General features: G+C 47.6%; 18 protein-coding genes. 1 reads left to right on the top strand and 17 read right to left on the bottom strand.

What is annotated here, in order from left to right:
• Positions 1-7 precede the first annotated feature (7 nt).
• The 7 genes from FOT42_RS14640 to FOT42_RS14670 form a co-directional block, all read right to left on the bottom strand.
• Positions 8-1,618, bottom strand: coding sequence for a glycoside hydrolase family 43 protein (locus FOT42_RS14640; protein ID WP_151891281.1), 1,611 nt, complete (start codon positions 1,616-1,618; stop codon positions 8-10).
• A gap of 40 nt (positions 1,619-1,658) precedes the next feature.
• Positions 1,659-2,891, bottom strand: a complete 1,233-nt coding sequence (locus tag FOT42_RS14645) for a glycoside hydrolase family 88/105 protein (RefSeq protein ID WP_151891282.1) — start codon at positions 2,889-2,891, stop codon at positions 1,659-1,661.
• A complete protein-coding gene (locus FOT42_RS14650; protein WP_151891283.1) occupies positions 2,888-3,904 on the bottom strand; it encodes a DUF4861 family protein in 1,017 nt (338 codons plus the stop codon). The genes FOT42_RS14645 and FOT42_RS14650 overlap by 4 nt, the downstream gene beginning before the upstream one ends.
• A gap of 10 nt (positions 3,905-3,914) precedes the next feature.
• Positions 3,915-6,212: a pectinesterase family protein gene (locus tag FOT42_RS14655; RefSeq protein WP_226789913.1), complete on the bottom strand. Its 2,298-nt coding sequence runs from the start codon at positions 6,210-6,212 to the stop codon at positions 3,915-3,917.
• Positions 6,213-6,310: 98 nt separating this feature from the next.
• Complete coding sequence (locus tag FOT42_RS14660) at positions 6,311-7,852, bottom strand: DUF5123 domain-containing protein (RefSeq protein ID WP_192938412.1); 1,542 nt, start codon at positions 7,850-7,852, stop codon at positions 6,311-6,313.
• 25 nt (positions 7,853-7,877) lie between these two features.
• Positions 7,878-9,659, bottom strand: a complete 1,782-nt coding sequence (locus FOT42_RS14665) for a RagB/SusD family nutrient uptake outer membrane protein (protein ID WP_151891285.1) — start codon at positions 9,657-9,659, stop codon at positions 7,878-7,880.
• A gap of 18 nt (positions 9,660-9,677) precedes the next feature.
• Positions 9,678-12,941: a SusC/RagA family TonB-linked outer membrane protein gene (locus FOT42_RS14670; RefSeq protein ID WP_226789914.1), complete on the bottom strand. Its 3,264-nt coding sequence runs from the start codon at positions 12,939-12,941 to the stop codon at positions 9,678-9,680.
• 313 nt (positions 12,942-13,254) lie between these two features.
• On the opposite strand from FOT42_RS14670, the gene FOT42_RS14675 reads away from it, so the two are divergent.
• A complete protein-coding gene (locus FOT42_RS14675; protein ID WP_151891286.1) occupies positions 13,255-14,319 on the top strand; it encodes a LacI family DNA-binding transcriptional regulator in 1,065 nt (354 codons plus the stop codon).
• Here FOT42_RS14675 and FOT42_RS14680 read toward each other — a convergent pair.
• Genes FOT42_RS14680 through kduI form a run of 10 tightly spaced genes read right to left on the bottom strand, consistent with a single transcriptional unit; the run spans position 14,288 to position 24,976 of the window.
• Positions 14,288-15,898, bottom strand: a complete 1,611-nt coding sequence (locus FOT42_RS14680; protein WP_151891287.1) for a UxaA family hydrolase — start codon at positions 15,896-15,898, stop codon at positions 14,288-14,290. The genes FOT42_RS14675 and FOT42_RS14680 overlap by 32 nt on opposite strands.
• A 29-nt stretch (positions 15,899-15,927) precedes the next feature.
• Entirely contained in the window at positions 15,928-17,385 is a 1,458-nt protein-coding gene (locus tag FOT42_RS14685) for a tagaturonate reductase (RefSeq protein ID WP_151891288.1), read from the bottom strand.
• Between the two features lie 23 nt (positions 17,386-17,408).
• On the bottom strand, positions 17,409-18,704 hold the full coding sequence (locus tag FOT42_RS14690; protein WP_151891289.1) for a TRAP transporter large permease: 1,296 nt from the start codon (positions 18,702-18,704) through the stop codon (positions 17,409-17,411).
• Between the two features lie 2 nt (positions 18,705-18,706).
• Positions 18,707-19,168 carry a TRAP transporter small permease gene (locus tag FOT42_RS14695; protein ID WP_151891290.1) on the bottom strand — a complete coding sequence of 154 codons (462 nt, stop codon included), beginning with the start codon at positions 19,166-19,168 and terminating at the stop codon, positions 18,707-18,709.
• Positions 19,169-19,170: 2 nt separating this feature from the next.
• Positions 19,171-20,106, bottom strand: a complete 936-nt coding sequence (locus FOT42_RS14700; protein ID WP_226789915.1) for a TRAP transporter substrate-binding protein — start codon at positions 20,104-20,106, stop codon at positions 19,171-19,173.
• A 47-nt stretch (positions 20,107-20,153) separates the two neighbouring features.
• Positions 20,154-20,822, bottom strand: coding sequence for a bifunctional 4-hydroxy-2-oxoglutarate aldolase/2-dehydro-3-deoxy-phosphogluconate aldolase (locus FOT42_RS14705; protein WP_151891292.1), 669 nt, complete (start codon positions 20,820-20,822; stop codon positions 20,154-20,156).
• Positions 20,823-20,841: 19 nt separating this feature from the next.
• Positions 20,842-21,888, bottom strand: a complete 1,047-nt coding sequence (locus tag FOT42_RS14710; RefSeq protein WP_151891293.1) for a sugar kinase — start codon at positions 21,886-21,888, stop codon at positions 20,842-20,844.
• Positions 21,889-21,904: 16 nt separating this feature from the next.
• Positions 21,905-23,308 (bottom strand): glucuronate isomerase, encoded by a 1,404-nt coding sequence (gene uxaC, locus FOT42_RS14715; RefSeq protein WP_151891294.1) that lies wholly within the window; start codon positions 23,306-23,308, stop codon positions 21,905-21,907.
• A 20-nt stretch (positions 23,309-23,328) separates the two neighbouring features.
• Entirely contained in the window at positions 23,329-24,111 is a 783-nt protein-coding gene (locus tag FOT42_RS14720) for a gluconate 5-dehydrogenase (protein WP_151891295.1), read from the bottom strand.
• 25 nt (positions 24,112-24,136) lie between these two features.
• On the bottom strand, positions 24,137-24,976 hold the full coding sequence (gene kduI / locus FOT42_RS14725; protein WP_151891296.1) for a 5-dehydro-4-deoxy-D-glucuronate isomerase: 840 nt from the start codon (positions 24,974-24,976) through the stop codon (positions 24,137-24,139).
• Positions 24,977-25,284 lie beyond the last annotated feature (308 nt).

A 25,284-nucleotide genomic window follows, 5' to 3' on the forward strand; every position in this document is an offset into this window, starting at 1 on the left:
TTTCTTTTTATTCTGTAATCCTAAAATAATCCACATCGGCATAGCCGCCATATTTGATGGCTGCCTCACTGACACTGAAAACCCCCACCTTGGCACCCACCCATTGCCCGGGCTGCGCCTTGAAGGGCTTTCCTATTTTGGTGTATTTTTTTCCATTGGTGCTATAACTGAACTGACACATCGCATCGGGTCCCGTAACCTCGACCTGAAGATACACTTCGTTGGTCTTTACACGAGTTTCCTCGTTGGTTTCTTCGGGAAGGTTCTTCTTGGCCTGAATAGCTTGGGTCTGCTTTAAGACATACCCCTCTGTATCGTGGGTGAGCGTAAGGGTGGCGTAATCCAGACCGAACACCATCAATCCTGCACTTTTACCACTTTCTGCTTCTTCTGGCACCAATTTGATCTTGGTCGATGCCTTAAAACTCGGCGCAGGGAATTTTTGCAACAACAGGGCCGGAATGTTCCAGAGGTTGTTGTCCGCTTCTTTCTTCTTTACGGTGAACAAACGCAAAAACCCTCTGTCCTTGATCAAGGAATACCATGTAACCTGTAGATTTGCCTGCCATTGCCATTGCAATCCTATACGATCTGAATTGAATTCATCGGACTCTGCGGGAGCGATGATCGGATGGCCCGCAACCGGTTTTTTAAATACCTGAACAGGTTCCCCGATGCCATTGCCATCCAAGTCCTTGCCCATAACGGGCCAATCATTTTTCCAATGTACTGGTTGAAGGTGCACGATGCGCCCATACGCATCCACATCTTGAAAATGGACAAACCAATCGCTACCATCGGCAGTGTCCACCCACCCCCCTTGATGCGGGCCATTAACTTGGGTAGACCCTTGTTCCAATACAACTTTTTCTTCGTAGGGACCATATATGTTTTTCGAACGCAAGATCAATTGCCAACCTGTGGCCACTCCGCCTGCAGGCGCAAAAATGTAGTAATAGCCATTCCTTTTATAGAATTTTGGGCCTTCCACGGTTGGATGTGCATCATGACCGTCAAAGACCACGGTCCCTTTATCAAGCACCTTTGTCCCTTCGGGATTCATCTTGTTGATGGCCAAAATGCTCTTCACCGCTGCACGGCTCCCGGCATATGCATGGACCAGATAGGCATTCCCATCTTCGTCCCAAATGGGGCTGGGGTCGATAAGCCCTTTTCCTTCCATGACCAGAACGGGCGGTTCCCATTCGCCATAAGGGTCCTTGGTCTTTACCATGTAGATCCCAAAATCGGGATCGCCCCAATAGATATAAAATTCATTGTTGTGGTGACGAAGGCTCGGCGCCCATATTCCATTGCCGTGTTGCGGTATATTGAACACCTCTGCCGGAACAATTTCCTGAACGGCGTGGTTGATCAGTTTCCAATTCACCAAATCCTTGGAATGCAGAACGGGCAATCCCGGCACTGCCGTGAAACTGGAAGCAGTCATGTAGTAATCGTCCCCTACCCGAATCACATCTGGATCGGAGTAATCCGCGTATAAAATCGGGTTATGGTAGGTTCCATCTCCTTGATCGGAAACCCAAACTTGGGAAAAACCCAATGATGTCCAAAGGAAGGTCAACAATGGGACTGCTTTTAACGCTATTTTCTTCATTGCAAGATCAACTGTTCTTTGCACCACAATTGTGCATGGTCTATTTATCCAACTCCAAGGCTGCCATGATAAAAGGCCCTACCCCTTTGGGGTCGTTGGGACGTATGAGCTCGTTCACATAATACTCGTACGAACCGTCACGGTATGGGTTTCCACCCAATCCGGCAACCCCGCAAATTTGGTTGAGACTTACGACACCCTTGTCGTCCACTGTTACAAACTCTTTGACCATGGCATCAAAACTTTCGTTGGCCACGGTCTTGTATTTTTCGGGGAGATAGCCTTGATTGGTTCCTTTGGCCAAGGTATAGACAAACATTGCCGAAGCGGAGGCTTCCAAATAGTTTCCTTCTTCCCCTCCTTTATCGAGTACTTGGTACCACAGTCCCGTCTTGGGATCCTTGACCGTATTGATCACTTCCGCATATTGGTTCAAGTAATTGACCAGCCTTTGGTGTCCCGGATGTTCTTTCGGGAAAAAATCCAGCACATCCACCAAGGCCATTCCGTACCATCCCATGGCGCGTCCCCAAAAATGGGGCGACAATCCTGTCTCTTTGTCTGCCCATGCCTGCTCTTTGCTCTCGTCCCAACCGTGGTACAGGAGACCTGTGTCCGGGTCTTTGGAGTTTTGTTGGATCAGGTCGAATTGCAGTACAATATCATCAAATGCCCTTTGGGCCGTTTCCCCTTCATCAAACCGTTGGGTGTACTGCGCATAGAAAGGTTCGCCCATATAAAGTCCATCCAACCACATTTGATAGGGGTAGACTTTTTTATGCCAAAAACCGCCTTTGGAATTACGGGGCTGTCCCTTGAGCTGTTCTCTCAACTGATGGATCACCTTGAGGTATCTTTCATCCTTTGTTTCATCATACAGTCCGAAAAGTGCACTGCCCGGTTTTACACGGTCAATGTTATAAATGTCCATTTTGTAGGTCTTCACGTTGGCACTGTCATCGATCATGAGATCATACCAATCCTTGATGTATGTATCGTATTTAGGATTGGGATATTCGGCCTTTACCCGCTGACAGGCCAAGAGCATGAGCCCGTGTGTGTATTCCCACTTGTGCTTATCCACAAAATCGAGTGTCCATGCTTCGGGATTGCGCTCCATTTCGGACAGCATCATCCGTTCCGACCATTTCAAATCCTCGGGAACCGTCAATGTCATCTTTTCGGAAGATTCTTCTTTTTTGGGGCTTTCCTTACAGCTCAAAGGCGCCATCAACAAGAAAAATACTCCGATTGTTCCTACTAACTGTTTCATTGTTCCAGAGTTCCTTTTTGATCCAACTGCTCCAACTTGCCATCCAAATCCTTGAAGAAATCGGCTTCGTTGGTGATCCCATTCAACTCTTGCTCCCAAGCACCCAAGAAATAGTAGGTGATTCCAGAAGTGGTGGGTTTGAACACCATCAAGTGATCGTGCGGACCTTCCACCATCTTATCCAACTCGTCCATTTTATAGAACACGGCCATTCCCAATAGGTCGGTATCGTTCACCAGAGTCTGGTTTCCATAAGTGGCGATATAGCCCCACTTTCCCTCGGAACTGGTCTTGGATTTCAAGGGTACATGGTCAAACTTTACGATTCCTGTGGACAGCCCTGAAAATGCTGTGGAAGGTTTTAACTCTGCCTTGGTGAACCTATCTTCTGGATAAATCGATAGGGTTGTTTTTAAATCCGTAGTGATATCTGCCGCTTCCCAGCCTTTGTAGTCGATGGTGACTATAGCTGCGTCTTTTCCACTTTCCACAGAAGCCATGGTGCTCCCCACTTTTTGAAAATGTACCACTGAATCATTGACAAATCGTCCATACCCTCCAATACCCATGGATTTTCCTGCTTTGAGGATGTCCAAGCCCCAATCGCTCATTTCGTGATAGGAATCAAAACCGTCCTGGCCTACGTAGGGCAACACCAAGGAATCCACTTTTTTTCCATAGATATCAATAGCGTTTCGCCAATCCAAATAAAGGCGGTAGCCCACATTTTTGTTCTCCCATCCCGGGCCTTCATACCGAATGTACCAGGAATGGTCGGTATGCTCTTCGGGGACGGTCATCTTTTCCACATTTTTGAAGGTTCCGCCTATGTATTCCTTGTGACCTCTTGGACCATCTTCCCAAGTTCCTCCTTCTTTGATGGAAATTTCAGCATAGGGAGCGGCTGTGGCCACTTCCACAACTTCCGCTTTCTTTTCAGCCTCTTTTTTTTCTTGCTTGCAGGCCGTAAACCCCAAAAGCACAATTCCTGATAGTGTTACAATGTGTTTCATCTGTTTATATTTATTTTTTTGGATTCCAACCATCGGTCCCCTTCAAAATAGTTTCCACTGTATAGTTTTCTGCCTGTTGCTTGGTCAATTGTTTGGCCCATCCCACCCGCAATTTATCATTCGCTCCTGGTCCCGTGGAACCGTACTCCGCATAAAAAGTGGTCTGCTCCGCTTGGGGTTTGTTCCAGTTATGCCATCCTTCGGGCTTGATATGCTTGTCCATATAGCAATTGATGAAGACCGTTTGGGCATGATCTCGCCAAGGTCTTCCCAGATAAAAGGTGTTCACCGCTGCACTCCCGGTCAAGCGACAGTTGATAAAAACCAATCCGTGGTTTCTATCTTTCTCCGTGGATGCTGCGGTGAGGTAGCCTTGATCTTTGGCAAAGATCTCGCAGTCCTCAAAAACGGCAGTTGCCCAACCAAAAATAAAGTCCACTGTTCCTTCAATATAACAGTTTTTGTAGAATTGACGTGTACCATCGCCTTGCACATAGAGGGTGTCCTGATACCCGAGAAACCTACAGTCTTCGAAGACTACCCTGTCCGCCGATACGCGCACTGCAACGGCCTGACCCACAACTCTTCCATCTCCCGCATCGTTCTGAAAAGTGATGTTCTTGGCCGTAAAGCCTGCACCAAACACAAAAAAGGATGAAGATCCCGTGGTCCCGACTTCCTCTCCAAAACTGTTGAGCGTACGGGCCGAATCATTATAGGTCAAAATGGTGCTTGTGGCCGACTCACCCACGAATATAACATTGGTCTTGGTCGAAGGCAGGGTCAATTTTTCATGATAGACCCCGTTCCTTATAAAAATCCGTGTTTCGCCTTTCCGAAAATTAGGCACGGCATCAATGGCTTCTTGAACCGAGGTAAAATCTCCTGTGCCATCTTGTGCAACCACAAAATGGTAGTGTTCCCCATTGATCAACGAAGTGTATTTTTGCTCCTCTACCAGACCATTGATGTAGATTTCTATATTGGTGTACAGTTTATCCAAAGTGAAGCGCATGGAGTCGTCCTTGCCCACATCCAATCCCTTCACTTTTTCCCAAGCATCTGGCATGCCATCTTTGTCAGCATCCTCAGGAGCTTCACTGGATTTGAGTTCTGGCCATCCGCCCACCTGCTCTTGGGAATCTATGATCCCGCTCCCTACCGATGTGGTTCCGCTTCGCACATCGTTAACAATCCGTTTGTCCACGGCATCACGCTGGAGGCTGGCCCCGGCCGATTTCAACACGGAAAGATAGGCCTCTTGGGCAGATTGTGTCCTTACATTGTCATTTATGGAAATGGCTTTTTCAAGCTTGGTGGATTTCGGGTCATCACACTGCACACCACCGCTCCAGTTATCCTTTGAAATGTTGGGAAATCCTTCCACATGGTTGCCATCCACATAAAACTTACCATAAGGCTCAGATGGGTTTACAATCCGGTCTTTGGTTGACTTTGACGTAGCCGGACCAGATTTGAAATAATTGTTCACCACATTATAAGTGCCTTTTTCGCCTCCGTAGATACTGTTGCCTTTCCAATTGTAGATGACGTTGTTCCGAAAATCGACAAACTCATCGGCTAGATTCTCCGTTGTCGATGAACCACTGAAACGTGGATTCCTACTATTGTTGGAAGCGATAAGGTTATGATGGAAAGAAACCTGGGCGCCTCCCCAAATGCCTCCATAACCATGGTCTCCTTTTTCATGTACCGAATGGTTCAGAGCTTCTGACACAATGCACCATTGCATCGTAAAATTATGGTTTCTATAAAAAGAAGCTACCTCATCCGTGGCCCAGCTCATAGAACAATGATCCAAAATGATATTTTTCGTGTCCCTTCCCCCAATGGCATCGGCCTGTTGATTGTTGATGTCCCCCATTCGAAACCTCATGTAGCGAATGATGACATTGTCCGCCTTGATGGAAACCGGATAACCGGCCAATGTAATACCTTCACCCGGTGCCGTTTGTCCAGCCAGAGTGAGGTCTCCCCGATTGATGTCGAGAGGCGACTTTAGATAAATGGTGCCCGATACGGCAAACACAATAGTGCGTGGACCATGCTTGATAATTCCTTTTCTGAGACTGCCCTCGCCTGAATCGTTCAAATTGGTCACAATGTACACCTCTCCACCACGTCCTCCAGAAGCATATCGCCCAAATCCTTCCGCAGATGGAAAGGCCAAGATCCGGCTCTCGGATTGTGACATACCCAAAAGAGGTACGCACAACATAAAAATGGCGGCCATAAGAATGGATAATGGGCCGATTGGCCCTTTCACTATGTTCTTTTTTTCAATCATTCGCACAATTTATGGGCATTGCCCAAACAAAATAATAGAGTGGGCTCGAACCATGGCCTCACCCACCCTATCACATTAAAACAAACTATAGGACCGTATTATTGACGCCAACGTGGGTCGCCAATTCCTTCATCTATCAATGCTTGGTTGGTCACCGTGTAATCCCCGTTTGCCGCATCGACAAAACCTGGGTCCAAGGTGGTAAAGTTCGCTGATGTATCATAACGAGTCTCCGTTGAACTGAACAAATTGGGCGCATTGAAATAGTTATTGTTGGCAAATGTAATCTCCTCATCAGTTGATGTCTGGTTAGAGTACTTCGCATCCGTATTGGCAAATAGGTTATTGGTCACCGTAATGTCGTTGTTCCCAAAACGGATGTACACAATCCTATCCTCTGTATTGGAAACCCCCACGAACGTACAATGATCGATAAGCACTGTTGCCGTGACACCAGTTGCATTGGTGTCACCAGCTCCATCCATTCGAATAAAGTCCCTACCATTGGGAGCATCTATGAATGTACTGTTAGTCACTTCAACATTGTGGACATCACCGTTCCTAAAGTCAATGAAATCCCCTCCTCCGGTTGTGGCATTGGAAGCCACGGTATTATCGATAATAAAATTACCCAAAATGGCACCGGCCGTGTTTCCATAGATCAACTGACGTCCATAGTCATGTATGTTACAGCCCTTTATCTGTACCGAGTTATAATTTCCGGTAGCATCCATGTTTATTAAAGTGATAAGTTCCGCTGTACCCACGAGTTCCAAATCCACCAATTGAAGGTCTTGCAATCCTGGAGCCATGCTGAAGGATACACTCAAGATTGGCTTGTCATATGGATAAAGTCCTTGTATGGTAATGGATTTGTCAATGACGATATTACCCACAAAAGCTTCATAGACCCCAGGGGCCAATACCAGTACATCACCATCAATTGCATTGGCAATGACTACGCTCAAATCTTCCTCTGGCTGTACAAGTGTGGCATCACCTATGTCGATGAGTGTTGTGAAAATCGATGTGCCCCGTACGGTACCATTGTTATAGAGCAACACGGTATATTCTGTCTCCCCAGTAAGCCCTGTAATTGTTGCCATGCCCGCTGAGGCTTCCTCTGGGGTAATGGGGCGTTCCACATTTCCTGGATTGATCAACAGGTGGGTAACCGCACTTCCTGCGGGCCATCTCAACGTGGCCTCTGTGGCTTGGATGTCCCCATCCTCACTGGGCAAGAATATCTGTTCAGGATCCGTTTGGATGGAGACCGAGACCCATTTGGAATCCTGCTTGCCTTCTGCAACTCCCTTCACGCGAGCGGAATAAAGGGTCTCCCCATCAAACTGCTCTTGAATCGGCAGTTCGTCCGGAGATACTTCCACGGTGCGGATGATATTGTTGAAACCGGCACCTTCCGCGAATTCCACAATGTAGCTTTCCGCATCTTCCCTCACATACCAACTCAATTCGATTATGGTCATGTTACGTATCCGTGCCTCAAGATCGGTGGGCGCAAAAACACGGTTCACATCAAGTTCCTCGATGACTTCCCCTTCCTTGGAGTTGCAGCCCATGGATAACACTGCCAAAAGGGCTAGGACAACTATTGTTCTTATATATCTGAATGTTTTCATTTTTCTGATGTTTTTTGGATGGCCATTAATAGCCATAATCGTTAACCAATTGTCCGTTACTACCATCTATGAACACCTGCCAGATGGGCCAGAATTGGCGTGCATCTGGATCCACTCCTGGTTTGTAGAGTGCGTCGATCTTCTCTGCATTGAAAACATCCCAAGCCTGTGCACTGTACTCCGGTCCTGGTGCGCCTTCCTCTCCTCGGTTCAACCCAAAAACCTCCAAGGATTCATTGTCTTCTTCGCTGATCCTCCAGTACAATGTTGTGGGCACTGTGGCATAATCCCCGGCACGTGAGGCCAAATCATTGAGTTCTGTTTTTGTTTCATCGAGTTTATCGCCCAACATGTTCCAACGGATAAGGGCTTGTTTGCGCACCATTTCCCCGGCAAATTCCAGTTTATGCTCTTCCACAATGGCATTGAACATAGCCGCTTCGCTGGCCTGTGCCGCAGATAGATAAGCATCCACTTGCTCCGCGTGGTCAGCGGGATCGAAGGCACGCTCCCGCAGTTCCCGTAAATAAGGTACTGCAGCACCGGGGCCGTTCAGTTCATTGGCGGCTTCGGCTGCCATGAGCAATACTTCTGCATAGCGCATGTACACCCAGTTCAATCCATCGTCATTGGAAGACGTTACGTAGCGGGTCATCCATTCGTAACGGTACTTTCCAAAATTCCATAAGTCCAAACTAAGGAGTTGCTGTTGTGCAAATCCATCGGTATTGGCCTGTCCATATTCATAGGGAACACAGGTCACGTCACGTCTTTGGTCAGCTTCTGAGTAATCGTAGAACAGGCTGGGAACCGGACCCATGGTACCTCCCCGTGCCTGCCCGGTATGCTGGTCCACGCTCCTATGGCGAACTCCGAAAGTGAAGGCTACGCGCCCCCTGCCCGATGCAAATGGAAGTTCCCAAAGGGATTCGCCTCCTGCGGAAATATTCTCTTGGCATACTTTTCTCCAAAAGTCTTCAAAGGTGGTTTCCAGACGGGCAGTGCCACTTTGTATAACATCCCTGCATTCCTGCAATGCAATCGTGTACATGGCGTTTCTGGATAATTCGGGATCGTTACTCAAACGGATTCCATCAGGATATTGCTGATACCCTCCTGCAATCAGGGCTATTTTTGCCCGAAGACCTTTTACAAATGCTTTGTTGACACGCTCCACTGTTGAGGTCAGGGATGATTGGTTGGGCCATGCCACCAATTCCGCCGCTTCCTCAAGATCCATCAAAAGTTGCTTGTATATAACATCCCTGCTGGATTTTGGGATGTATAGGGTCTCAGAGGTTATGGGCTCAAAACGAGCGGGAACATCCCCCCAAGCCTTGGTCAAATCAGCATAGACGATGGCCCTCAATGTAAGGGCTTCCCCCAAATGTTGTCCCATCTCGGTTCCTGGCATGGGATCTCCATATTCACGGATCCCTCGGATTACAATATTTGCACGTTCTATACTGGCATACATTTGCGCCCAGGCATTGTTTTCCGTATTCATCTGGGAATTGCCCGGTTTGGCGTCGTAGTTGATAAGGTCATATTGATCTCCTGTCGTATAACTCTGCCCATTGTTATGCCACTCCACATCGGTGTTCATTCCATACCAAGGGATAAAACGGCCCCGATAGGAGTTGGTCTGCCCAAAGGGTATCTTTATGCCATCCACTGCGCCCATGGTAAGACCGGGTGTGGAAAATATAACGGATTCATCGAGGGTGGACTGCGCCGGTGCATCAACTTCACAAGAAGCCAACATTCCCATAACCACAACACCCATCAAATAGAATATTCTTTTCATTTCTTTGAATTTTTTTGATTAAAAGTTAAGGTTTACACCAAGTACGAACTGACGGCTTCTTGGGTATGGTGAAAAATCCACACCAGGTGTCAGTGGTGTTCTCCTTCTTGTGGATACTTCTGGGTCAAGTCCAGAATATTTGGTCCAAAGTGCAACATTGTAACCTGTTGTGTAGATACGGAACCTGGTAAATCCAATTTTCTTGACCACATCATCGGGCAATGAGTAACCCAAGGTCAGGGTGTTCAACCTTAAAAAGGAACCATCTTCCACTGCCCAGTCACTGAACACATAGTTGTTCATATAAGGTGACCACATCGTGGTATTGGCGTTCAACGCTTCCAACTGAGCCGGGTCGGTCACCAATGCCCCAGTAGCCGGGTCAATGTTCGTCCATCGGTTCCCAGAGGCCATTTGTGAACTCAAATTTCGGTATTGGCTGTTTCGGTTGGCCGTGGTGTATTCTATTTTGTTGGCGTTGTACACATCATTTCCATAGCTATAGTTGAAGGCAGCTGTGAGGTCGAACCCATATGCATAACCATTGAGCACAAATCCTCCGGTATGCTTTGGCAAAGCCCTACCGATGATATCCATGTCAACATCCGTGACCAATCCATCACCATCAAGGTCCTTGAACTTCATGCTTCCGGGCATCGGCGTATTACCCAAAACCGCAGAGGCATCAGCCACTCCTTCTCTCAACACGTAGGCACCATCCACAAAATCAAAATCGGACACTTCGTATCGACCATCATGTAGGTATCCCTGCATAATACCAATAGGTTCTCCTTCCATGATCATATATTCGTTATGGATATCCGATGAGGCCCAATTGGTACGCTCGCTAAATGCTTCCATCACGCCCAATGAGGTGACTTCGTTGACATTCTTGCTGAAATTCAGCGATAGGTTGAGGCCATAGTTCTCTTTTTCCAGGACGGCAAGGTTCAAGCTGGCCTCTATACCTTGATTCTGTGTCTCTCCCATATTACGGTATTGGAAATCATATCCAGTTCCGGGCACGGGAAATCTCATCAATAGGTCCTCGGTAGTGTTTTTATATACTTCGAATGAGCCGCTCACACGATTGTTAAAAAGCCCAAAATCCAGACCGATATTTCTTGTTATTGTGGTTTCCCATTTCAATTCGGGGTTCGCCAAAATGGTAGATGCAGCCCAATAACTGTCCACCCCATTGATCCAGGTAGAGTTATTGGACACAAAATTTTGTATCGTTTGCCCGACTGGAATGTTCTCGTTACCCGCTTGTCCGTAACTCACCCGGAACTTCAGGGCATCCAACCAATCAGCATTGTTCAAAAAACCTTCCTCGGAAATTTTCCAGGCAACGGCCGCGGAGGGAAAATATCCCCAGCGGTTGTCCCCTAAGAATTTACTGGAGGCATCTGCCCTAAAGGTGGCCGTGAACAAATACTTGTTGAAAAGGTCATAGTTAAGACGTCCAAAGAAAGACAACAGTTTTTCATCAGGGCTATAAAAATTGTCAACGGATTGGGGCGTTCCCTGTGTGGTCAATTTTCTGGCTTGATCAAAGTCAAAAAACCTAGGAAGTCCGTGCACCACTTGGGTCACTTCGTTTCGCTCATAAAGAATATATTCCTGCCCCAACAAGACTTTCAACCTATGGTCATCATTGAGGTATTTCCCCAGATCAATGTCAAGGGTGTTGGCGGTACGGAACCTTTTGTCTTTCCTGTCCCGCATAATGATTGCGGGCAATCCTTGGTTATCAGCAGCAGGTGCATTGTTGGCGTAATAGGTCTGACGACCATAGAACCGGTAATCCAGATAATTGTAGTTGTCCAGACCTAGGTCGGCCTTCAACTTCACATTGTCAAAAATCTTCCACCCAAAACTACCCAACATATTATAGTTCTGTCTTTTCTGTAAACGGTCGTTGTCCGCCGTTGCCACAAAGGGATCTATCAATGCCGTGGAGGAATACTCTTCCGTATCGGTCGTAGTGATTCCTGGCAATGGAATGGGTGTATATCCCACGGAGTGCCTAAGTCTGGCATCGGCAGAGGAAGATTCATTCTGCTCGTTGGCCCCTCCGCCTTCTATTTCTGTATCGGAATAACGAATGGTAAAGGATAGGTCAATCTTATCATTGACCTTGTTGTTCAACTTCAACGCCAAGTTGTTACGAATGAATTCAGACCCCACTTGGATGGCCTTTTCATCAAAACGGGCATAATTAAAATTGTAATTGAATTTTTCGGTTCCTCCCCTTACACCAAAATCTTGGCTATGGATTTCCCCGGTGCGACCATAAATCTGTTTCTGCCAGTTGTTGCCTTCCAACCCATTGTACTGGTCTATATCCAAATAACCTCCAAAAATATTCTCGTAGGAAGAAATATCTTCGGAATCACGAAGCATTGCGTACTCATACTGCCACGCTACAAAATCGTCAGGATCCAATACATCAACGGTATTGGCAATCTGTTTCATCCCATAAAAAGAGTTGATGGTTACAGCAACTTTTCCGTCCCTTCCACTTTTGGTTGTGATGATGACGACCCCATTCGCTCCCCTGGAACCATAAATGGCCGTGGAGGAAGCATCCTTCAGCACAGTGATGTTCTCAATATCCGAAGGGGAAATGTCATTGATGCTGTTCACTGGAAATCCATCCACAATCAATAACGGCGAACTGTCTTGAGTAATGGACCCGCCCCCTCGTACACGGATGTTCACCTCGGCATCCGGAGAGCCTTCTGTGGATACGATCTGCACCCCGGCCAAACGTCCTGTCATGGCTTCGGCCGCTGTGGCAACAGGCACATTTTTAAGATCGGTACCCGAAACGGTCACCACCGAACCCGTCAAATCCGATTTACGGGCGGTACCGTAACCTATCACCACCACTTCGTCCAATTCGGATGTTGATTCCGTTAGTGTTATGTTCATGGTAGAATTGTTCCCTACCGTACGCGTTTCGGTGGCAAAGCCCAGATAAACGAACTCCAACACACTTTGTTCACCTGCCACGGAAATTTCGTAATTACCGTCAAAATCGGTGGCAACTCCATTGGTGGTACCTTTTTCCACAACGGCAACACCGGCCAAGGGCATCCCATTGGCATCACTCACCGTCCCTTTCACCACATATTGCTGCGTATCGGGAAACAGCATTTTGCCCAGCACTGCACTGGTATCACCTTTGGCATTGGAGCCCAGCATGGGCAAAAAAGCCAAAAGATGCCCCATCAGCACCAAGAGTACTTTCTTCCTTAAAAAGAATGTTTTTTTCATAAAGTTGTTTTTGAGTTAATTTTTAGCACAGGTCGCCTTCCAAAAGGCATGAATGAGTTTGTTAGCAATACTGTTTTGTAATCGATTGCACCAAAATATATATTAATTCTGAAATTGCAAAAATTTAAGTGCTAAATTTAGAGATATAGTAAATTTAAGAACCTATTTTTAGTGCTTTGACACCGAAAAAAGCCCATATATTCAACTATTTCACATTCGTAAACCTAAAAAATGCAACTTATGTTCGGAATTTGTTATATTTTGGAAATATTTTCAATCGATTACATAAATTTGTCCAGAAAACCACCGCGTTATGGCAAAGAATGAAAAAGTTACCATCTACGATATTTCAAAAAAGTTGAACATTAGCGCGGCCACAGTGTCACGGGCTTTGAACAACAACCCGAAAATAAGTGAGAAGACGAGGGAGCTTGTCATGAAAACGGCCCAAGAGCTCAACTACAAGCAGAACCGATTGGCATTAGCCTTAAAAAGCGGCAAGACCAATAGTATAGGTGTAATCGTTCCCTACATCAACAGAAATTTTTTCTCCGCAGTCATCGATGGGATTGAGAAACAACTTACACCACATGGCTACAATGTGATCATCTGCCAATCCCATGAAGATGCCATAAACGAGGCCAATCATATCAATGCTTTGTTGAACACCCAGGTAGACGGTATCTTCATGTCGGTTTCCAAGACCACCCATGATACTGTACACATTGAGAAAATCCTTGAAAACAATACGCCGTTGATTTTCTTCGACCGTAAAAAGGACATTCCTGGCGTTAGTTCCGTTACCATTGACGACTTCAGGGGTGGATACATGGCCACGGAGCATCTTATCCAACAAGGTGCACAACGCATTGCCCATTTTTGTGGCGATCTGAACCTTGAGATTTACAAGAACAGGAACAATGGCTTTTTGAGGGCTTTGGAGGATCATAACATCCCCATCAACAAGAACCTTATCATACATACCAATAGTAGAATTGAGGCCGGCGCCGAGGCTGTGGCCAAACTTTGGGCCAAAAAGAACAGGCCCGATGCCATTTTCTCATCCAGTGACTATGCCGCATTGGGCGCCATCCAAGAATTGCGCAAACTTAAGGTGAAGATTCCCGAAGAAGTAGGTGTTGTAGGGTTCAGTAACGAACCTTTTACCAAGTACATGGAACTTCCGATGTCCTCCATCGATCAAACCCCTGTCACCATGGGCGAAATTGCCGCTCAGGTATTTTTGGAGCAGATCAACAACAAGCAACATGTACTTTCTGTGGAAAAGCGGGTGGTCCTTGCCCCCGAACTTGTCATCAGGAAATCATCCAACAAAACGAAGAGCCTTAAAGGGACACCCCCCGTTTCCACGGAATAAAATCGTTTTGGTTGAGTAGCATGGCCTTGGATTTTATTTCCCCAGAGGCCACTTTGATGATGTATTCCAACATTTCCTCCCCCATTTCCTCGATGGTTTTTTCTCCTTTGATCACAGGTCCTGCATCCACATCAATGATGTCGGACATCTTGGCGGCCAGTTCACTGTTCGAGGATACTTTGATCACAGGGGTGATCGGGTTTCCGGTAGGCGTGCCCAATCCGGTGGTGAACACGATCATGTTGGCCCCAGAACCTGCCATTGCGGTGGTACTTTCCACATCGTTCCCGGGCGTACAAAGCAGATTGAGACCTGGTTTAGTCACATACTCCCCATAATCCAACACAGCAGTCACAGGTGAGGTTCCTCCTTTCTTGGCGGCCCCGGCAGATTTCATGGCATCCGTGATGAGTCCGTCCTTGATGTTTCCGGGAGATGGGTTCATGTCGAAACCTGAACCTGCATCCACTACCGATTTTTCATAGTCCCGCATCAATTCCAAAAAACGGGCCGCATCCGCATCGTCCACACAACGGTTGACCAGTTCTTGCTCCACACCGCACAGTTCGGGAAATTCGGAAAGAATGGGCGAACCTCCCACAGCAGATAAAATATCCGAAGCATATCCCAAGGCCGGGTTTGCGGATATTCCGGAAAAACCATCGGACCCACCGCACTCCAATCCCAGTTTGATCTTGGACAATGGCGCAGGCTGTCGTTGGATTTGATCGGCCTTTTTAATGGCCTCGAAGGAGTCCTTTATGATGGTGGAAAGCATTTCTTCCACCGTTCCCATTTTTTGTTGCTCATAAATGAGCACGGGTTTTTGAAAATCGGGGTTGATGGCCTCCAATGCTTTTTTGAAGATATCTATCTGTAGGTTTTGGCACCCAAGGCTCAAGACAGTCGCCCCTGCCACGTTAGGGTTGTTCACATAACCCGCCAACAGCTTGGCCAGCAATTGCGAATCTTGGCGGATACCGCCACAGCCCCCTTGATGGGTAATGAACTTTACTTCAATAGTATTGAAAAACCCTTCCGGTTCCTCTTCTTTCGCTAGCTCCGAACCCGAAGTCGGTTTCAATAGGTTCCGAAGCATCAATTGGTGCTTGGTCGGCCTGTGATAGGCCAATTCTTTTTCGAAAACCTCTTTCAGCACTTCGATATTTCTGTTCTCACAAAAAACCAAGGGAAAGAACAACCATACATTGGCGGTCCCCACCTGTCCGTCGGGGCGGTGGTACCCCATAAAGGTACGGTCCTTCCAAGCGGATATATCTGGAGGGACCCATGATGTGGTCTCGGTTTTTCCCGTGGTGACATGGCTTTGGTGTTTAACATTCTCGGTGGTCAGCAATCCGCCTTTTTTGATGGGCTTTACCGCTTTTCCGACCAGAACGCCATACATATAAACGGCATCGCCCACATTGAGGTCGTCCAGTGCAATCTTGTGCTTTGCCTTTGTCTTTTCCAAAAATGTAATGGGTCTTTCTTCAAAAACCACTTCCGAACCAGCAGCAAAATCCACCAATGCAATGGCGATGTTGTCCGTTGGATGTATTTTGATCAAAGTCTTCATAGTTCATAGCTTTTTTGGCACTTTGACGGTTACCCGACTACTTTGCTTTCCTCTGAAAATTTGTTCAATCCTTCAACTATACCAAAGGTATCCATCATTTCCAATGCCTTTGCCACATTTTGGGACAACCCTGGCACTTGGGTCAAATCTTCATCCCAAAAAGCAGTGTGCGAAAGTGTTTTTTCTGAAATGATGGCATAATCGTTCGTGCTCCACAAGGTCTTGAAAAAATCCACCACTTGGGCATCATCCTGAACCGGAAGTGCCGTTCCTTTCCAGTCCCCTTTGTAAAAACGTATCAGGCAGGCGAACGAAAAGGTCAGATGCAACGGCAACTTGCCAAATTTATCTTGATAATCCAACAGACTGGGCAATACCCTTACCTTGAACTTGGAAATCGAATTCAATGCGATACTTGACAACAGGTGTTTGATGAAAGGGTTCCTGAAACGATCGAAGACCTCCTCCGCAAAATCATCCACTTCGGCCTGTGGCAAGGGCAAAATTGGATTGATCTCCTCAAAAACCGCTTGTTTCAAAAACGCACTGGTCACTGCATCGTCCATGATCTCCTTCACCGTAGTGTTCCCATACATGATGGACAATGGCACCACGGCCGTGTGCGCGCCGTTCAGTATCCTTACTTTTCGGGTACGGTAGGGCTGCATGTCCTTTACCACCAACACATTCTCATCAATTTTATGGAAAGGGATCTTCTCCAAAAGTCTATCGTCCCCTTCAATGACCCATAACAGGAATATTTCAGCAGCTACGATCAGCTTGTCCTTGTAGTCCAATCGGTCCTCGTAGGAGGCCAAATCGTCCTTGGGGTAACCAGGTACGATCCTGTCCACCAAGGTATTATGAAAATGATTATGGTTTTCTATCCAAGCTATAAATTCTTGGCCCAAATCCCAATCCTTGGCATACTGGAGCACAATTTCCTTGAGCGTATCCGCATTATGGTTGATCAACTCGCAAGGAATTACCGCAAGTCCTTTGTCTTCCGCTCCATTGAAATGTACATACCGCTTGTGCAACAATGCGGTGACCTTTCCGGGAAAACTGCTGGGGCATGAAGCATACCCTTTATCTTCGGCATTGTAGGCAATCCCTGATTCCGTGGTGTTGGAAATCAAAAATTCCAGACTTTCCTCTTCCGCCAACGCCAAAAATTCTTGATAATCCGAATAGGGATTTACGCCTTTTTGCACACTGGAAATCACTCTTTTTTCATCAATGAGCTCTCCTTTTTTAATCCCCCGCATAAAAAGGGTGTAGAGTCCTTCCTGTGCATTGATGGTAGGTATCAATCCTCCGTTCAAAGGCTGGACCACAACCACACCTCCATTAAAATCAGCTTCGGTATTGAGCCTGTCCACAACATAGTCCACAAAGGCCCTTAAAAAGTTGCCTTCGCCAAACTGTACTATCTTAATGGGAAGTCTGGCCCCGACCTTTACCGTGGTTCTGTTCAAATTATTCATGTATTTTCTTTTTCAATTATAGGTTACACCCCAAAAACCTTTGGCAACCAAAGGCTAAGGCCCGGGAAATAGGTGATGAGGAACAGTGCCACGATCATGGCGATGAACAATGGCAACAGGGGTTTGATCACTTTTTCTATGGTCGTATTGGCGATGCCGACACCCACGAAGAGCACGGAGCCCACCGGTGGCGTGCAGAGGCCTATGCAAAGGTTGAGCACCATCACGATGCCGAACTGTATGGGGTCCATCCCCAGTTCGGTCACGATCGGCAGGAAGATGGGCGTGAATATGAGCACTGCTGGCGTCATGTCCATAAAAATGCCCACGAACAACAACAACAGGTTGATGATCAACAAGATCACGATCGGGTTGTCGCTCAGGCCCAACAGCACATCACTGATCCCCTGTGGGATGTTCTCAAAGGACATCACCCAGGACATGCTCATGGAAGCACCGATGAGCAACATCACGATGGCCGTGGTCGCAGAGGCCTCCAAAAGGATATCGGGCAGGTTTTTCCACGTGATCTCCTTATAGGCAAATCCGAGGACCAAGGTATAGAGCACTGCGATCGCGGAGGCTTCGGTGGCGGTAAATACGCCCATCACGATCCCTCCCATGACCACGACCAAGAGCATCAAACTTGGGAAGGCTTTCCAAAAAGTGCCCAGCACCTCTTTCATCGAGCTTCTTTTCCCGACATTGAACCCCTTTTTCTTGGCCCAGAAATAGGCCACGATCATCAAAAAGAGTCCAGTGAGCAACCCTGGGATGTATCCGGCCAAAAAGAGCGCGGCAATGGATACCCCGCCACTGGCGAGGGAATACACGATCAGCACATTGCTGGGCGGTATCACCAATCCCGTGGTGGCCGATGTGATGTTCACCGCCACCCCAAATTCCTTGGAATAGCCTTCTTTTTCCATTTCAGGGCCAAGTATGCTTCCCATGGCGGAAGCGGATGCCATGGCGGAACCTGCAATGGCCCCCATCAACATGGCGGATATGATATTGATCAGGGCCAGACCTCCCGGTAGCGATCCCACCAAGGTCTTGGCAAATGCGATGAGCCTATGGGCTATGCCCCCTTTGTTCATCAGTTGTCCCGAAAGCACAAAAAAGGGAATGGCCAGCAACGCAAAACTATCCAGTCCGGTCGCCATCCGTTGTGACACTGTGGTCATTGCCGGCAGGGCGGGTATGCTCACCAACATGGTCAACAATGATGAAATAGAGATGCTCCAGGCCACGGGAGTCCCTATGGCCAATAGGCATACAAAGCTGACAACCAAAACCAAGATAGGTATATAATCCATGTCTATTTTTTATAAATGAGGTCCGTAGTCTTATAGTAGATGATCAACAGTCCGCTCAAGGGCAGTACCGTATATATAAAGGCCAGGGGAACATTGAGTGCAGGGGAATGCTGTTCCAGGATATAGCTGATGTACACCAACCGTATCCCGCCCACGACCAATGCGAAAAAAGCGAACAGGATGATGAGCACGTTCACCATTCGGAAGAGCAACAACTGTGTCTTTTTTCCTGCTTTCATGGGAAGTACGTCAATGGCCACGTGCATGTTCCTTCCCGAAACATAGGCCGCGCCGAGGACACCGACCCATATCATTAAATATCGGGCCAGCTCGTCCGTAAAGGAACTTGGGTTGCCCGTGATGTACCTACTGAACACCTGCCACAGGACATTGATGACCATGACGGCCATAATGACCACCAAGATCCAGCCCAAAATTTTGTCCACTTTTTTCCTGAAGCCCATGATCATTTGGTTTGTTGGATTTGTTCTATGAGCGTGCTCATCACCCTATCACCCTTATATTGATCATAAATCCCTTGGACCGCCTCCTCAAAAGGGGCCTTGTCCGGATAGATCACTTCAACCCCGGCCTTTTCCACTTCTTCCAATGCCTTTCTTTCAGAAATGGCCCATAATTCCCTTTGATATGCCACGGAATTGTCGGCGGCCTCTTGCAGCCATTCTTGTTCCTGTTCGGAAAGCTTGTTCCACAAATGGGTGCTGACCAGCAATGCGTCCGGTAACATGGTGTGCTCGTTGATCGTGTAGTATTTGCAGACCTCATAATGTCTGGACAGATAGAAACTGGGGGGATTGTTCTCCGCACCGTCCACTACGCCCTGTTGCAACGAGGTATAGAGTTCGCCCCAGGAAATGGGCGTGGGCGCACCTCCCAGGCTACGTACCATGTCCATGGCCGTGGCACTTTCCATGACCCTGATCTTCAATCCCTTCAAGTCGTCAGGCGTGGTCACTTGTTTGTCCTTGGTGTAGAAACTTCTGCTTCCGGCATCGTAATAGCAAAGGCCCTTCAACCAGAATTTTTCGCCCTCTTCGAGCAATTTTTTTCCGATAGGGCCATCCAAGACCGAAAAGGAGTGTTGTTTGTCCCTGAAGAGAAAGGGAATGCCAAAGACCTTCATATCCGGCGCGAAATTTTCCAGGACGCCCACGGAAACCTTGGTCATGTCCAGACTACCGATCTGCAAAAGCTCAAGGCTTTCCCGCTCGGATCCCAATTGTTGGTTGGGGTATATCTTGATCTTCATCTTTCCCCCGGACAGCTTTTCCAGGTCCTCGCTCATTTTGAGCATGGCCTTGTGTACAGAATGGTTCACATCCAGACCATGGGCCAATTTGATCACTCTGGTTCCACTGGCCGTATCGCAAGCTGAGATCATAATCAACAGAATCCATCCCAAAAACCATCTGCACCCTAGTTTCATAGTTATCCCTTAACTTTCTTGATGATGTCTAAACTTTGCCTCACCGCTGCCTCCAAGGCTGCAAAGTCGCCGTTGGCCAGAATTTCCTTCGAGATGAGCTTGGAGCCCATGCCCACACAGGTCACGCCTGCCGCAAACCATGCGCCAAGGCTTTCCTCGGTCGGGGATACGCCTCCTGTGGGCATGACTTCCGTCCAGGGTTGTGGCCCCTTGATGTCCTTGACAAAGTTTGGACCATAGGTCCCCCCGGGGAAGAGCTTTACGATCTCACAGCCCAGTTCCTCTGCCTTGGCAATCTCGGTAAGGCTCCCACAGCCGGGCGACCACAGTACTTTCCTGCGGTTGCACGCGATGGCGATGTCCTCCCTGAGCACCGGGGTCACCACGAAGTTCGCCCCCAAGGCCATGTACAGCGAGGCCGAGGCCGCATCCGTGACGCTGCCCACCCCCATCATCATTCCCGGAAGTTCTTTCAGGGCATAGGTGTTGAGCTCCCCGAACACCTCGTGGGCAAAGTCCCCACGGGCCGTGAACTCCATCAATTGTGCCCCTCCATCGTAACAGGCCTTGAGCACCTTCTTCCCCAATTCGATGTCACGGTGGAAGAACAACGGGACGAGCCCCGTTTCCCTCATTGCCTGTGCCACTTGTGTTCTTGTATATTGTGCCATTGGTCTTTTTTTTTAATTGTTATCGGGCCACCCTTCCCGATGCATCACCGCCCATCAATTTTTCGACTTCGTCCACTGTCACAAGGTTCGCATCCCCCTTGATGGTATGCTTCAGGCAAGAGGCCGCCACTGCAAAGTCAAGTGCCTTTTGGTCGTCCCCTTCGTATTTCATCAATCCATAGATGAGCCCGCCCATAAAACTGTCCCCTCCGCCCACACGGTCCACGATGTCCGTGATCTGGTACTGACGGGTCTCGTACATCTTCTTGCCATCGTACAGTACGCCTGCCCAAGTGTTGTGCGAGGCACTTATGGAACCCCTCAGGGTGGTGATCACCTTCCTTGCCTTGGGAAACTTTTCCATCATCTGCTTGCAGACCGACAGGAACGCCGCTGCCTCCACATGTTCCCCTTGGGTGGTGATGTCCAGCCCTTCCGGCTTGATGCCAAAGTGTTTTTCAGCATCTTCCTCGTTGCCCAGTACCACATCGCAGTACGAGGTGAGCTCCGACATCATCTCCTCACGCTTCGCATCGTTGCAGTACTTCCAGAGCTTGGCCCGATAGTTCAGGTCCGTGGAGATGGTAAGGCCCTTCTCGCTGGCCACTTTCACGGCTTCCAGACAGGCATCCGCAGCCCCTTGGGATATGGCAGGGGTGATCCCCGTCCAGTGGAACCATCCGGCCCCTTCAAAGACCTTGTCCCAGTCCACCATGCCCGGGCCGATCTCCGCCATGGCAGAGTGTGCCCGGTCATAGACCACTTTGCTACCACGGCTGACGGCACCTGTCTCCAAAAAGTAGATGCCCAAACGGTCCCCGCCATGGATGATCTTGTCCGTGCCCACTCCGCGCTTGCGCATCTCCATCAGGGCGCATTCCCCGATGTCGTTCTTCGGAAGGCGTGTCACAAAGTCCACCGGGACCCCATAATTGGCCAAGGAGACCGCCACATTGGACTCCCCCCCTCCATAGACCACTTCAAAACTGTTGGCCTGGGAGAAGCGCAAAAAACCCTCCGGTGAAAGGCGGAGCATGATCTCCCCGAACGTTACCACTCTTTTCATATATTCTTGTTTTTTTTTAAAAGTTAAAATAGTCTTTAGCATTTCCGTAACTGATGTTGGCCACCATATTTCCCACCAGATCCATGTCGTTGGGCAATTCTCCGGAAGCTATTTCTTGTCCCAGCAGATTGCACAGGATCCTACGGAAATACTCGTGCCTTGGGAAAGATAAGAAACTACGGGAATCTGTCAGCATACCGATAAAGCAACTCAGCACTCCCATATTGGAGAGGGTGTCCAATTGCTTGGTGATCCCATCCTTTTGGTCCAAGAACCACCAACTGGAACCCCATTGCACTTTCCCTTTTACGGATCCGTCGTTGAAGTTGCCGACCATGGTCGCGAAAACTTCGTTGTAGGAAGGGTTCAGGTTATATATGATGGTCTTTGTCAATTTGTCCGAACGGTCCAAATGGTTCAGATAGGCCGACAATGTCTGGGCCTGTGGAAAGTCTCCCACGGAGTCCCAACCTGTATCCATTCCCAATATGCCCAACATTCTGGTATTGTTGTTCCGCAGGGCTCCCAAATGGAATTGTTGCACCCAGCCCAAGCGGTGGTAGTTTTCCGAAAGGAACAACAAAAGGGCTGTCTTGAACTTTTCCTCTTCAATCGGGGTCAACACTTCCCCTTTCAATCGTTTGGAGAAAAGGGCGGATACTTCCGCATCGGTAAATTGGGTATAATACATTCGATTGAGGCCATGGTCGCACAGTCTACATCCATTTTCATGGAAGTACTCCATTCGCTTCAGCAAGGCATCGCAAAGGTCTTGGAAGGAACTTATGTTGATACCGGATGCTCCGGAAAGCATCTGAAGATAGTCCAAATATCCTGCGGATTCAATCAAAATGCTCTTATCGGGACGGAACGCCGTGCTCACCGTTACTTTCCAATTGTCCATTGCCAAGGCTTTGTGGTGTTCCAAAGTATCTATCGGGTCTTCTGTGGTGCATAGCATTTCCACCTGCATCATCTCCAAAAGTCCTCTGGTGGCATGCGTCGGTTGTTGCAACTTGGCAGCAGTTTCCGCATATATTTCCCTCGATGACCCTTCATTGAGGTATTGATCGATGTCAAAGTATCTTTTCAGCTCCAGATGGGTCCAATGGTACAAAGGGTTCCTCAAGGTGTGGGGAACGGTCTTGGCCCAGGCATGGAACTTTTCTTCATCGGAAGCATTACCTGTGATGTATTTTTCATCGACCCCCATGGTCCGCATGGCCCTCCATTTGTAATGGTCACCAGCGATCCAAACTTGGGAAATGTTTCCAAACACTTCGTTCTCAGAAATACTCTTGGGAATCAAGTGGTTGTGGTAATCAATGATGGGCTGCTTTTCCGCATAATCGAAGTAAAGTTGTTCAGCATACTTGTTTCCCAACAAAAAAGTATCTGTAATAAATGTATTTTTTGACATTACCGTCTATTGTGTTTCAATCATTCATTTGCAGGCTTACCTATGGTGGCCAGAATTCCCCCATCCACATAAATGACCTGTCCATTTACAAAATCACTGGCCCTGGAAGCCAAAAATACCGCTGTTCCGGCCAAATCCTCGGGATTTCCCCAACGCCCGGCAGGTGTTCGCTGTATGATGAAATCATTGAATGGATTTCCATCCACCCTGATCGGCGCCGTTTGGGAGGTCGCAAAATAGCCCGGACCTATCCCGTTCACCTGTATATTGTGCGGTGCCCATTCCGTTGCCAAGTTTCGTGTAAGCATTTTCAAGCCTCCTTTGGCCGCCGCATAGGCACTGACACTGTTTCTTCCCAACTCGCTCATCATGGAACAAATGTTGATGATCTTTCCTTCTTTTCTCTGGATCATATCCTTGACCACCAGTTGCGACATGATAAAAGGCCCCACCAAATCCACATCAATGACCCTTCTAAAATCAGAGACCTGCATGGAAACGGCAGCTTCCCTCTTGATGATGCCCGCATTGTTTACAAGAACATCAATTTTACCCTGTTCGGCAACAATCTGACCTACAAATTTTTCCGCTTCCGCTTCATTGGTCACATCAAATAGATATCCCGTGGCCTTGAACCCTTTATCATGATAATGCTTCAGGGCATTGTCCATTTTTTCGGGTGTGGTGCCTGTTATTACCAGTTCCGCTCCGGCCTGTGCCAATCCTTCGGCCATGGCCATGCCCAACCCATGGGTACCTCCTGTTACCAACGCCACCTTGCCTTTTAAACTAAATAAATCCATTTTTTGCTGCTTTTCTTGTTGGATTTTATCTCAAATCGTTTGGGGATACTCCATCCATGTCGCCATAGTCGAGGTTTTCACCCGCCATTCCCCAAATAAAGGAATAATTGGATGTGCCCGCACCTGAATGGATGGACCATTCCGGCGACAGTACAGCATCATGGTTTTTGAGGAATATATGACGGGTTTCCTGTGGTTGCCCCATGAAATGGCTTATGGTCTGTCCTTCTTCCAGATCAAAATAAAAATAGGCTTCCATGCGGCGAGCGTGTACGTGGGCCGGCATGGTGTTCCATACGTTGCCCTCCACAAGTTCGGTCAGCCCCATCTGCAATTGGCATGTGGGTACAATACTGTTTACAATTAATTTATTGAGAATACGCTTGTTCGCAAATTTCTCTTCACCCAAATGGATGATCTCAGCATCTTTGCGGCTCACCTTCTTCACAGGATAACTTTTGTGTGCAGGCGCAGAATTGATATAAAACAATGCTGGACTATCGGCACTTGAAGACTTGAAAATGATCTCTTTGTTGCCACTGCCTACATATAATGCCTCTTTTCTTTCCAACTCATAGGTCTTGCCGTCCACTTCCACTACCCCGGCACCACCCACATTGACTATTCCGAGTTCTCTTCGCTGCAAGAAGAATTCAGCTTTAAGATCATCAATGGTTTCCAACTGTACCGCCTTCTTTACGGGCTTCACTCCTCCCACAATAAATCTGTCGTACATGGAATAGGTAAGTCTCACCGAATCGTCCTGGAACAGCCCTTCTATCAAGAAGTGGTTCCTCAATTCTTCGGTATTATATGTCTTAACATCTTCTGGGTGATGCGCATAGCGCAATTCGGAATAGGTCATATTGTGGAATAAATAATGCAATCGATTACACAAATATAAAGATTTTTTTCAATTACAACATTTATACAAAAAAATATATTCAAAAATCGAAATTGAACAAAAAAGGAAGAGTTTTAATGTCAACTAAACAATAATCCAATGAAATGCGCAACACGCATAGATAGAGGAATGTAGTATATAACAGTACCGATTGCAACAAAAGAAGGCATGTGGGAATCGCACTAAAAGAAAAAGAGGGTTTTTTGGGAGTATATAAAACAAAAAAGGCCCTTCACGTATTGTGAAGGGCCTTGAGGAAGGCGGCGACC

The sequence above is a fragment of the Flagellimonas hadalis genome, assembly GCF_007785775.2.
In the GTDB taxonomy this organism is placed as follows: Bacteria; Bacteroidota; Bacteroidia; order Flavobacteriales; family Flavobacteriaceae; genus Flagellimonas; species Flagellimonas hadalis.

Excerpts from the sequence above, each read along its gene's own strand:
- FOT42_RS14650 (WP_151891283.1), bottom strand. The coding sequence starts at position 3,904 with ATGAAACACATTGTAACACTATCAGGAATTGTGCTTTTGGGGTTTACG.
- FOT42_RS14675 (WP_151891286.1), top strand. The coding sequence starts at position 13,255 with ATGGCAAAGAATGAAAAAGTTACCATCTACGATATTTCAAAAAAGTTG.
- FOT42_RS14670 (WP_226789914.1), bottom strand. The coding sequence starts at position 12,941 with ATGAAAAAAACATTCTTTTTAAGGAAGAAAGTACTCTTGGTGCTGATG.
- uxaC (WP_151891294.1), bottom strand. The coding sequence starts at position 23,308 with ATGTCAAAAAATACATTTATTACAGATACTTTTTTGTTGGGAAACAAG.
- kduI (WP_151891296.1), bottom strand. The coding sequence starts at position 24,976 with ATGACCTATTCCGAATTGCGCTATGCGCATCACCCAGAAGATGTTAAG.
- FOT42_RS14655 (WP_226789913.1), bottom strand. The coding sequence starts at position 6,212 with ATGATTGAAAAAAAGAACATAGTGAAAGGGCCAATCGGCCCATTATCC.
- FOT42_RS14705 (WP_151891292.1), bottom strand. The coding sequence starts at position 20,822 with ATGGCACAATATACAAGAACACAAGTGGCACAGGCAATGAGGGAAACG.
- FOT42_RS14685 (WP_151891288.1), bottom strand. The coding sequence starts at position 17,385 with ATGAATAATTTGAACAGAACCACGGTAAAGGTCGGGGCCAGACTTCCC.
- FOT42_RS14645 (WP_151891282.1), bottom strand. The coding sequence starts at position 2,891 with ATGAAACAGTTAGTAGGAACAATCGGAGTATTTTTCTTGTTGATGGCG.
- FOT42_RS14710 (WP_151891293.1), bottom strand. The coding sequence starts at position 21,888 with ATGAAAAGAGTGGTAACGTTCGGGGAGATCATGCTCCGCCTTTCACCG.
- FOT42_RS14700 (WP_226789915.1), bottom strand. The coding sequence starts at position 20,106 with ATGATCTCAGCTTGCGATACGGCCAGTGGAACCAGAGTGATCAAATTG.
- FOT42_RS14660 (WP_192938412.1), bottom strand. The coding sequence starts at position 7,852 with ATGAAAACATTCAGATATATAAGAACAATAGTTGTCCTAGCCCTTTTG.
- FOT42_RS14695 (WP_151891290.1), bottom strand. The coding sequence starts at position 19,168 with ATGGGCTTCAGGAAAAAAGTGGACAAAATTTTGGGCTGGATCTTGGTG.
- FOT42_RS14690 (WP_151891289.1), bottom strand. The coding sequence starts at position 18,704 with ATGGATTATATACCTATCTTGGTTTTGGTTGTCAGCTTTGTATGCCTA.
- FOT42_RS14665 (WP_151891285.1), bottom strand. The coding sequence starts at position 9,659 with ATGAAAAGAATATTCTATTTGATGGGTGTTGTGGTTATGGGAATGTTG.
- FOT42_RS14720 (WP_151891295.1), bottom strand. The coding sequence starts at position 24,111 with ATGGATTTATTTAGTTTAAAAGGCAAGGTGGCGTTGGTAACAGGAGGT.
- FOT42_RS14640 (WP_151891281.1), bottom strand. The coding sequence starts at position 1,618 with ATGAAGAAAATAGCGTTAAAAGCAGTCCCATTGTTGACCTTCCTTTGG.
- FOT42_RS14680 (WP_151891287.1), bottom strand. The coding sequence starts at position 15,898 with ATGAAGACTTTGATCAAAATACATCCAACGGACAACATCGCCATTGCA.